Source organism: Pseudomonas sp., assembly GCF_050739995.1.
Lineage (GTDB): Bacteria > Pseudomonadota > Gammaproteobacteria > Pseudomonadales > Pseudomonadaceae > Aquipseudomonas.
In genome coordinates this window covers 1-3,786 of sequence record NZ_JBOICG010000137.1, presented here as the reverse complement: position 1 = coordinate 3,786, position 3,786 = coordinate 1, and the positions used below count along the sequence as shown (strand labels likewise).

The window sequence follows — 3,786 nt, the reverse complement described above, 5'->3', positions numbered from 1 at the left end:
CTGATCCACCGCTATCGCAGGCAAGCCAGCTCCCACAGTTTGAACCTGTGCAAGGCCGTGAGATTTAAGTGGGCTTGACCCGCTCCGACGGCCTGCGTACCCCGGCCACAATCTTGTCCACGGCCTTGGTCGCCGCCACCATGCCGAAAGTGGCAGTGACCATCATCACCGCGCCGAACCCTCCTGCACAGTCCAGCTTCACACCGTCCCCGACAAAACTCTTCTGCAGACAGATGCTGCCATCCGGCTTGGGGTAGCGCAGTTGCTCGGTGGAAAACACGCACGGCACGCTGTAATGACGGGTCACGGTGCGTGAGAAGCCATAGTCGCGGCGCAAGGTAGAACGCACTTTCGAGGCCAGTGGATCATTGAAGGTACGGTTCAAGTCGCAGACCTGGATCAACGTCGGGTCGATCTGCCCACCGGCACCGCCAGTGGTGATGATCTGGATCTTGCGACGCTTGCACCAGGCAATCAGCGCGGCCTTGGCGTTGACCGCATCAATGCAGTCGATCACGCAGTCGATATCCGGCGTGATGTACTCGGCCATGGTGTCGCGGGTCACGAAGTCGGCCACGGCATGCACCGTGCAGTCCGGGTTGATGCCGCGCAGTCGCTCGGCCATCACTTCGACCTTGGGCTTACCCACGGTGCTATCCAGGGCGTGCAGCTGGCGATTGCTGTTGCTGACGCAGACATCGTCCAGGTCAAACAACGATATTTCGCCCACCCCGCAACGGGCCATGGCTTCCGCCGCCCACGAGCCTACGCCGCCGACGCCGACGATCGCCACATGGGCCGCTTTCAAGCGTTCCAGGCCTTCAATGCCATACAAGCGGGCGACGCCTGCAAACCGCGGATCTTCTGTACTCATGACCATTACCCCAAAAACCGGCGCGCATTATGGACTACGTAGCGACAAGTTCGAAGCGACAAGCTACAAGTAAAGAACTTAGGTGGCCTTTCGCTGACTAACGTCCGGCTTTTCTCTGTCTGCTGTACGCTCAGGGAAGGGCCGGTGTAGGATGCGCGCCGTTCGGCGCTGGCCGACACTTCTCTTCGTTCCACACCCTTTGGAACCCGAAATAGCCATGGCATCGCGTAAATTTGGACTTAACCTGGTGGTCGTGCTGGCAATTGCCGCGCTGTTCACCGGCTTCTGGGCGTTGATCAACCGCCCAGTCACGACCCCCAACTGGCCGGAACAGATTTCCGGCTTTTCGTACTCGCCGTTCCAGCAGGGCCAGTACCCGCAGAAAGACCAGTTCCCGACCGACGACCAGATGCGTCAGGACCTTGCGATCATGAGCAAGCTGACGGACAACATTCGTACCTACTCGGTCGACGGCACCCTGGGCGACATCCCCAAACTGGCCGAAGAGTTCGGCCTGCGGGTGACCCTGGGGATCTGGATCAGCCCGGACCTGGAGCGCAACGAACGGGAAATCCAGCGCGCCATCGAAATCGCCAACAACTCGCGCAGTGTAGTGCGGGTTGTGGTGGGTAACGAAGCTGTATTCCGTAAGGACATCACCCCAGAAGCGCTGATTGTGCTGCTGGATCGGGTGCGCGCGGCCGTCAAAGTGCCAGTCACGACATCCGAGCAATGGGATATCTGGGAAAAGAACCCACAACTGGCCAAGCACGTCGACCTGATCGCCGCGCACATCCTGCCATTCTGGGAATACATTCCGATGGACAAGGCCGGTCAGTACGTACTCGACCGCGCCAAGGATCTGAAGAAACTGTTCCCGAAAAAACCGCTGCTGCTGTCGGAGGTTGGCTGGCCGAGCAACGGCCGTATGCGCGGAGGCAATGAAACGTCCCCGGCCGACCAGGCGATTTACCTGCGCACACTGGTGAATAAACTCAATCGCCAGGGCTATAACTACTTCGTGATCGAGGCCTTCGATCAGCCGTGGAAAGTCAGCGACGAAGGCTCGGCCGGTGCTTATTGGGGTGTTTACAACGCGGCACGCCAGCAAAAATTCAACTTTGAAGGGCCGGTCGTTGCGATCCCGCAATGGCGCGTACTGGCCATCGGCTCGGTGGTGCTCGCTCTGCTGTCCCTGACTCTGCTGATGATCGACGGCTCGGCCTTGCGCCAGCGTGGCCGGACCTTCCTGACCTTTATCGCGTTCTTGTGCGGTTCGGTGCTGGTGTGGATCGGCTACGACTACAGCCAGCAATACAGCACTTGGTTCAGCGTGACCGTCGGTATCTTGCTGGCCCTTGGCGCGCTTGGTGTGTTTATCGTGTTGCTGACCGAAGCCCACGAACTGGCGGAAGCGGTGTGGACCCACAAGCGCCGGCGCGAATTCCTGCCGGTAGAAGGCGATTCGGACTACCGCCCGAAAGTGTCGATCCATGTGCCGTGCTACAACGAGCCACCCGAGATGGTCAAACAGACCCTCGACGCCCTGGCCGCCCTCGATTACCCGGACTATGAAGTCCTGATCATCGACAACAACACCAAAGACCCAGCGGTGTGGGAGCCGGTACGCGACTACTGCGAAACCCTGGGCCCGCGCTTCAAGTTCTTCCACGTCGCGCCCCTGGCCGGTTTCAAGGGTGGCGCGCTGAACTACCTGATCCCGCACACCGCCAAGGACGCCGAAGTGATCGCGGTGATCGACTCGGACTACTGCGTGTCGCCAAACTGGCTCAAGCACATGGTGCCGCATTTCGCCGACCCGAAAATCGCCGTGGTGCAGTCGCCGCAGGACTACCGCGACCAGAACGAAAGCACCTTCAAGAAGCTCTGCTACGCGGAATACAAGGGCTTCTTCCATATCGGCATGGTCACCCGCAACGACCGTGACGCGATCATCCAGCACGGCACCATGACCATGACCCGGCGCTCGGTGCTCGAAGAACTGGGCTGGGCCGACTGGTGCATCTGTGAAGACGCCGAATTGGGCCTGCGCGTGTTCGAGAAAGGTCTGTCGGCGGCTTATTACCACGACAGCTACGGCAAGGGCTTGATGCCGGATACCTTCATCGACTTCAAGAAACAGCGTTTCCGCTGGGCCTACGGCGCGATCCAGATCATCAAGCGCCACACCGCCAGCCTGTTGCGCGGCAAGGACACTGAGCTGACCCGTGGCCAGCGCTATCACTTCCTCGCGGGCTGGTTGCCGTGGGTGGCGGACGGCATGAACATCTTCTTTACCGTCGGCGCACTGTTGTGGTCTGCAGCGATGATCATCGTGCCGACTCGGGTCGACCCGCCGTTGCTGATTTTCGCGATCCCGCCGTTGGCGTTGTTCGTGTTCAAGGTCGGCAAGATCATCTTCCTCTACCGCCGTGCGGTGGGTGTGAACCTCAAAGATGCGTTCTGCGCGGCGTTGGCCGGATTGGCGTTGTCCCACACCATCGCCAAGGCGGTGCTGTATGGTTTCTTCACCACCAGCATTCCGTTCTTTCGTACACCGAAAAACGCGGATAACCACGGCTTCTGGGTGGCGATCTCGGAAGCACGCGAAGAGATGTTCATCATGTTGCTGCTGTGGGGCGCGGCGCTGGGGATCTACCTGGTGCAGGGCCTGCCGAGCAATGACATTCGCTTCTGGGTGGTGATGCTGCTGGTGCAATCGCTGCCGTACGTGGCGGCGCTGATCATGGCGTTTCTCTCTTCGCTGCCTAAACCGGCTTCGGAACCAGAACCCGCGCCTGTCGCGTAAAAACTTGCGCAATGCACTAAACGGCGGCCTCTGGCCGCAGTTTTGCTATAAGATAACGGCCGTTTTGTTGGATCAGGCAAACGCCAAATACCTTATGTGGGAG

At 59.7% G+C, this 3,786-nt stretch carries 2 protein-coding genes; one reads left to right on the top strand and one right to left on the bottom strand.

Features of this window, described 5'->3' with window-relative positions; translation table 11 throughout:
- Nucleotides 1–64: 64 nt before the first annotated feature.
- Entirely contained in the window at nucleotides 65–874 is an 810-nt protein-coding gene (gene tcdA / locus ACRESD_RS04810; protein ID WP_431749879.1) for a tRNA cyclic N6-threonylcarbamoyladenosine(37) synthase TcdA, read from the bottom strand.
- 217 nt (nucleotides 875–1,091) lie between these two features.
- Between tcdA and ACRESD_RS04805 the strand changes: the two genes are divergently transcribed.
- Entirely contained in the window at nucleotides 1,092–3,683 is a 2,592-nt protein-coding gene (locus ACRESD_RS04805; RefSeq protein ID WP_431749878.1) for a glycosyltransferase, read from the top strand.
- Nucleotides 3,684–3,786 lie beyond the last annotated feature (103 nt).